At 68.2% G+C, this 5,559-nt stretch carries 9 protein-coding genes and 1 pseudogene; 1 reads left to right on the forward strand and 9 read right to left on the reverse strand.

The features are described from left to right. Both DD1DGNOD_RS18170 and DD1DGNOD_RS18175 read right to left on the reverse strand, forming a co-directional pair. The coding region (locus DD1DGNOD_RS18170) for a flavodoxin (RefSeq protein ID WP_241255819.1) at window positions 1-200 on the reverse strand (200 nt) is incomplete at its 3' end. A gap of 43 nt (window positions 201-243) precedes the next feature. Continuing rightward, entirely contained in the window at window positions 244-981 is a 738-nt protein-coding gene (locus tag DD1DGNOD_RS18175; RefSeq protein WP_131767653.1) for an SDR family oxidoreductase, read from the reverse strand. A gap of 230 nt (window positions 982-1,211) precedes the next feature. On the opposite strand from DD1DGNOD_RS18175, the gene DD1DGNOD_RS18180 reads away from it, so the two are divergent. Beyond that, window positions 1,212-1,700: a TetR/AcrR family transcriptional regulator gene (locus tag DD1DGNOD_RS18180; RefSeq protein ID WP_206443278.1), complete on the forward strand. Its 489-nt coding sequence runs from the start codon at window positions 1,212-1,214 to the stop codon at window positions 1,698-1,700. A gap of 64 nt (window positions 1,701-1,764) precedes the next feature. On the opposite strand, the gene DD1DGNOD_RS18185 is transcribed toward DD1DGNOD_RS18180, so the two are convergent. The 7 genes and pseudogenes from DD1DGNOD_RS18185 to DD1DGNOD_RS28245 all read right to left on the reverse strand — a co-directional run. After that, a complete protein-coding gene (locus DD1DGNOD_RS18185; protein WP_131770686.1) occupies window positions 1,765-1,995 on the reverse strand; it encodes a flavodoxin in 231 nt (76 codons plus the stop codon). A gap of 39 nt (window positions 1,996-2,034) precedes the next feature. Continuing rightward, a complete protein-coding gene (locus DD1DGNOD_RS18190) occupies window positions 2,035-2,379 on the reverse strand; it encodes a type II toxin-antitoxin system death-on-curing family toxin (RefSeq protein WP_346434349.1) in 345 nt (114 codons plus the stop codon). Between the two features lie 75 nt (window positions 2,380-2,454). Then, window positions 2,455-2,619 (reverse strand): CopG family transcriptional regulator, encoded by a 165-nt coding sequence (locus DD1DGNOD_RS18195; protein ID WP_131770687.1) that lies wholly within the window; start codon window positions 2,617-2,619, stop codon window positions 2,455-2,457. 58 nt (window positions 2,620-2,677) lie between these two features. Continuing rightward, window positions 2,678-3,352, reverse strand: a complete 675-nt coding sequence (locus tag DD1DGNOD_RS18200; protein ID WP_131767655.1) for a formylglycine-generating enzyme family protein — start codon at window positions 3,350-3,352, stop codon at window positions 2,678-2,680. A gap of 66 nt (window positions 3,353-3,418) precedes the next feature. Beyond that, window positions 3,419-3,874, reverse strand: coding sequence for a flavodoxin family protein (locus DD1DGNOD_RS18205; RefSeq protein WP_131767656.1), 456 nt, complete (start codon window positions 3,872-3,874; stop codon window positions 3,419-3,421). Between the two features lie 167 nt (window positions 3,875-4,041). After that, the gene (locus tag DD1DGNOD_RS18210; protein ID WP_131767657.1) at window positions 4,042-5,163 is read right to left on the reverse strand and encodes a sucrase ferredoxin; all 1,122 of its coding nucleotides are present in this window, start codon (window positions 5,161-5,163) and stop codon (window positions 4,042-4,044) included. A 175-nt stretch (window positions 5,164-5,338) separates the two neighbouring features. After that, a pseudogene (locus tag DD1DGNOD_RS28245) lies at window positions 5,339-5,559 on the reverse strand (hypothetical protein); the annotation flags it as partial.

Here is a 5,559-nt window from a genome sequence, read left to right on the forward strand (position 1 = left end):
CTGGCCGCCGCGCTGGCGCCAAGCTCCCAGCAGGCATCGCGGGCGGCGGCGTCGGCCTCGCCGATCACGGTCAGTAGGTCGCGCAGGCGCTTCCACTTCAGGCCGGTGGTGATGGTCTCGACGCCTCGGACCGCGCCGGTGGTGTCGCTGTTGCCATGGACGTAGAGGGCGTACGGGCGGCCGACAGTGGCCTCGAGCACCGGGTAATAGATCTGGTCGCAGAAATGTGCCGAACCCTGGCCGTCAGGATTGTGCGGTGGGGCGGACGACGATGTCGTTGACGTCGACCTCGGCGGGCTGTTCGATCGCGAACGCGATGGCGCGGGCGATCGCGTCGGGTGGGATGGCGATCTCGGCTCGCCGCTCGATGAGCTGGGCGCGAACCTCGGGGTTGTCCGTGCCCTCGGCGAAGTCGGTCCAGACGAATCCGGGCGAGATGGTGGTGACGCGAAGGTTCGCTCCGGCCTCCTGCCGGAGTCCTTCGGAGATGGCGCGTACGGCGTTCTTCGTGCCGGCATAGACCGCCTGGTCGGGAACGATCCGCAGGCCGGAGGTGGAGAGGGTGTTCACGAAGTGCCCGCAGGCCTGTTCGCGGAAGACGGGCAATGCGGCGGCGATCCCGTAGAGCGTGCCCCTGATGTTGATGTCAATCATGTCTTCCCAGTCCTCCACGCGGAGGTCGTCGAGGGGGCTGATCGGTCCGATGCCGGCGTTGTTGACGAGCACGTCGAGTCGACCGAAGCGCTTGCACGAGAGGGCGACGAGGTCTTGCAGATCGGTGCGTCGTCGGACGTCCGTGGGGAGGTGCACAGCCTCGCCGCCCGCGTCGCTGATGCGAGCCGACAGCGTCTCGAGCCGGTCCCGTCGCCGTGCCGCGAGGACCACCTTGGCGCCGCTTGCGGCCAGTCGCAGCGCGGTGGCCTCGCCGATGCCGCTGCTCGCGCCGGTGATCGCGACGACCTTGTCCTGGATCCCTGACATCGATGTCTCCTCTGAGGGCTGCACGCGTCGTGCGAGCTCACGTTCGTTGCCCACGTCGAGCCAGCCACGTACGGTGGAACCGGACACGTGTCCGTATCGGTCGGATGCTACCGGACAGTTGTCCGTTTGGCAATGGAGGGACCCTTCCCATGACGATGGACCCGATGGCTGAACGGGTGAGAGCGTCCTTTCGCTCTGACGCCCAGGAGAACCGGGCACGGATCCTCGACGTGGCGCGCGAGGCGTTGGCCGCGTCGAGCGACGCGACGCTCAACTCGATCGCCAAGAAGGCCGGCGTCGGCCAGGGCACCATGTACCGGCACTTCCCCAGCCGTGAAGCACTCCTGCTCGCGGTGTACCACCAGGACGTCCGGGCAGTGATCGATGCGGCCGCCGCGCTGCTCGACGCGCATCCGCCGCTCGACGCACTACGACTGTGGTTCGACCGGCTCGCCTCCTACGGGCGCATCAAGCACGGCGTCGCGGGAGCCGTGGAAGCCGCGACACGCGCCGATCTGTCCAGCGAGTACTACGACCAGGTGATCGAGGCGATCACTCTGCTGCTGAATGCCGGCAAGAACGCGAAGACCCTGCGCGAGGACGTCGATGCGGAAGAGGTGCTGCTCCTCGTTGGCTTCCTCTGGCGCATCGACAACGCCGACTGGGAAGTGCGGTCCCGTCATCTACTCGACCTCGTGATGGACAGCCTCCGCAGGTGACCGAACGAACCACTCTGATCATCGAGCGTAACCACCGGACGATCGACCGACTACGCGGCCCGTGTCACGAGTCCGGCATCAGGCTCGCGGCAGTGGTGGCGCCGAGTTCCCAGCACGCTTCCCGGGCGGCCGCGTCCGGCGCGCCGACCACGCTGACAGGGTCGCGCAACCGCTTCCAGCGCAGACCGGTGGCGATCGTCTCGACCGACCGACCGACCGACCGCGCCGCGCCCGTCGCGTCGCTGCCGCCGTGCCCGTACGGCGCGTACGGAGAAATGCGCCGAACCCTGGTCACAAGAGTCTCACCTTCGGTGACATTCCCGTCGGGCCCGAACTAGCGTAGGCCGTCGACCGGTACGGTCGTCAGCCTTTCGGCGATCTTGTCGACATCCGAGATGCCCTGTGCGACGTCCATCACGAGGTCGAACGCGTCGTCGTCGAGGTCCACCGTATGGCCGTTGAGATCGAGAAACACCAGGGCGGCCAGCCACGCGAGACGCCTGTTGCCGTCGACGAGAGCATGGTTTCGAGCAATCGAGTGCAGCAGCGCAGCGGCTTTGAACGACAAGGTCGGATAGGCATCCCGGCCGAACGCGCTCGACCTTGGTCGTGCCACAGCCGAGTCGAGCAGACCGACGTCACGGACCGGACCGGCTCCCAGGTCACGGACCAACATCAGCAGATCTTCCAGATCGAGATAGGTGACGCCTCACGCGTCGCCCAGCCGAGTGAGCACGTCCCCCCCATCGAACCATCATCCGGTCGAAGCTGGCCCGAACCGCGCGGCGATATGTTCGGCGCGCTCATAGCGCTCAAGTACCGCACGCCTGATGATCTCCTGCCGGGAGACCCCTTCACTGGCCGCCAACTCCGTCAGCGCCCGCGCCAGCTCGTCATCCGTGCGCACCGTCAACGCCATGACGATGATGGTACTCCCCTTATACCAAAGTAATGGCTACCGACGCCGGATGCACGAATCAGACCGGACCGGAGCGCGCGACCCGAAAGCCAACATCGTCTACCTGGAAATTCGGATGGCTGCGGCGCCGCACCGAGGCTCGGCAGCTCCAGTGCTCGTCAGCCCACCCTCCGCCACGCAGTACACGATAGGTGCCGTAAACCTCGGCGTCATAGACGTCCCAGCACCAGTCCCACACATTGCCAAGCATGTCGTGCAAGCCCCATGAATTGGGCAGCTTGCCGCCCACCTCATGAATTCGGTCGTGTGCGTTTTGCCGGTACCACGCGATGTCGTCGAGTGGCCCATACCGCGGGCCTGCTGTGCCGGCACGGCAGGCGTGCTCCCATTCGGCCTCGGTGGGCAGCCGATATCCGGCCGCGGCGACATCCCACTCGACGTCCTCGCTGTCGGCGCGGATGTTGTAGGCCGGCGCCAACCCTTCGCCTTGCGACAGCGCGTTACAGAATCGGACGGCGTCCCACCAGGAAACACCTTCCACAGGTAGAAAGTCCCCGTCGACCGCGCTCGGCCGCTGCCCGATGACCTGTACGTACTGCGCCTGAGTGATCGGAAACGCGCCGAGGCAGTAGGGCGCGAGTTCGACCGACCACGCGCGCCGCGTTCGCCGGTCCGACAGCGTCACCCACCCCGACGGAATGGCGATCATCGTGTCTTCCGCGCCTGCCTCCATGGTCAAGAACCTTACTGGCGTCGCCTCAACCGCGGAAAGGCCATGATTACGCGGTCGTCTACAGCGTTACTGCGGCATCAGGCTGGCGGCGACGGTCGCGCCGAGTTCCCAGCAGGCTTCGCGGTCCTTCGCGTCCGGCGTGCCGATCACCGTCACCGGCTCCCGCAGTCGCTTCCAGCGCAGGCCGGTCGCGATCGACTCCACAGCGCGCACGGCTCCTGTCGTGTCGTTGTTCCCGTGGACGTAAACGGCGTACGGACGACCCATCGTAGCGTCAAGACACGGATAGTAAACAGTGTCGAAGAAGTGCTTGAGCGCTCCGGACATGTAACCGATGTTTGCCGGCGTACCGAGCAGGAACGCGTCGGCGGCCAGTACGTCCACGGCGGAGGCGACGAGTGCGGGACGGGTGACGACGTCCACGCCCTCGATCGCGTCGTCGGTGGCGCCTGCGCGCACGGCGTCGAGCATCTCCTGCATCGCAGGGGACGGCGTGTGGTGGACGATCAGCAGCGTCGGCATGGTGGTGAGCCTGTCAGCACGATGTCATGGCGTATGCGCGGGCTCTTCTCGAGGGCCAAAGGCGGCGCGATCATGTTTTTTCGCGCCCGGGCTTCCTGCCGGATCCGGGAAGTCCGGAAGCCGCTCCGGGGACCCGGGGACCCGGGTCCCCGGGTCGCTCGACGGTGCTACCGCCGGATCGTGATCGAGCGCAGTGCCAGCTCGGGGCTTGTCTTCTCGGCCAGGTCCGGAGCCTCACCGCAGACCAGGACGGGGACGTCCCGGACCACCTCGACCGATGCGGTGGCCGTTGCGGCACCGGTCGGGCCCTGCCAGGCCAGCTCCACGGTCGCCAGTCGCCCGCTGTCGGCGACCTCGGTGTGGGACGAGGTGAGCTCGTGGTCGAGCCAGCCCCAGCCGAACCGCTCGAACAGCTCCCGCTCGGCCACCTGCCCCCACTGGTCGAGCGCGGTGTTCCCCCGGTACCTTCCGCGCAGCTCACCGGGCCTGCCGCCGCGCCGCACGATCCGGTCGAGCGTCGGGACGTCGAGGAAGCCCCATGCCCGTCCGTCCGGAAAGGTGAAACCGGTCGGGGCGAACCGGTGCCCGCCGGTGTGGCTACACCGCCGGACCCGCACCCCGGGCCAGGCCGATGCCACGTCGAGGTGCAGGCGGGTGCCGACCCGGCCGCAGCAGCGGTCCCGCCGGCCATGGCCGCAGAGCAGGATCTCGGCAGGGGCGGGCCGGGCCTGCGCCCCCTCGCCGGAATCCGGACCGCGGCCAGGGTCGAGGTCCAGGCCGGGGTCGAGGTCCAGGTCGAGGAGCCGGAGGATCCCCTCAGCAAGACGATCCTGGGAGACAACGTGGTCGGTGCCCTGGAAATCGTTGGAGTTCCGGCGGCGCCAGACCGTGACCCGGACGCCGGATCGCCGATTCCGACCAGCGGCGGCGGTGGTCCACACCGGCTCCGCGGCCGGGATCCCGGCGGCCTTGCCGGTCGGGCTGTCAGGTGAGCCGCCAGGCGTCCTGCCGGTCGGGTTTTCAGGCGGGTCGCCGGCAGAGTCCCCGGCCGGCAGGTCGCCGGCAGAGTCCCCGGCCGGCAGGACGGCGAGCAGCCGGACCCGGTGCGGCCGGCTCCGCATGACCTCCGCGAAGGCCGGTATGTCGCTGACATCCCGTGGCCACGGCGGCGGCGTTTCGACGAGTACGAAGGTGTCGCACACCAGGGCGGACCCGATCGGGTTGACGCCCTGCTCCCGCGTCCACTCGGCGCAGCGGAACGACAGCGAGGACGTGGTTCCGACACTCATCACCCTGCATCCCGCCCTTGTAGTATCCGGCGCGGAAAAATCATGATCACGCCGCCTTTGGCCCGCCGGTCATCAGGATCGGGGCGAGTCGCCGGCCATGAAAGCACATGCTGGACGAACAGCCCGCCTGCTTACCAGGGCAGCACCGGTGACGCCTGCCCGGACTCCATCCCTATCAGGAGTCGGCCGCCGGCGTGGACACGGGCACGCCGGTTGACGGGGTTGGCGTGACCAGCGGCACGACAGTGGGTGGCGGTGGCTCGGTGTGGACTGGCTGGGGCTGGACGGGCGGCGGCTGGATGGGCTGATCGGTCCGCGCGGGCGACGGTCGTGTCGTGACGGTGGTCGTGGCCACTGCTGTCGGCGGGGTGATGCGGGGTGGGATCACCTTGGGCA

Origin of the sequence: Candidatus Protofrankia californiensis (genome assembly GCF_900634765.1) — a bacterium.
Classification (GTDB): Bacteria; Actinomycetota; Actinomycetes; order Frankiales; family Frankiaceae; genus Protofrankia; species Protofrankia californiensis.

Coding starts and splice junctions, on each gene's coding strand:
- DD1DGNOD_RS18175 (WP_131767653.1), bottom strand. CDS start 981: ATGTCAGGGATCCAGGACAAGGTCGTCGCGATCACCGGCGCGAGCAGC.
- DD1DGNOD_RS18195 (WP_131770687.1), bottom strand. CDS start 2,619: ATGGCGTTGACGGTGCGCACGGATGACGAGCTGGCGCGGGCGCTGACG.
- DD1DGNOD_RS18200 (WP_131767655.1), bottom strand. CDS start 3,352: ATGGAGGCAGGCGCGGAAGACACGATGATCGCCATTCCGTCGGGGTGG.
- DD1DGNOD_RS18205 (WP_131767656.1), bottom strand. CDS start 3,874: ATGCCGACGCTGCTGATCGTCCACCACACGCCGTCCCCTGCGATGCAG.
- DD1DGNOD_RS18210 (WP_131767657.1), bottom strand. CDS start 5,163: ATGAGTGTCGGAACCACGTCCTCGCTGTCGTTCCGCTGCGCCGAGTGG.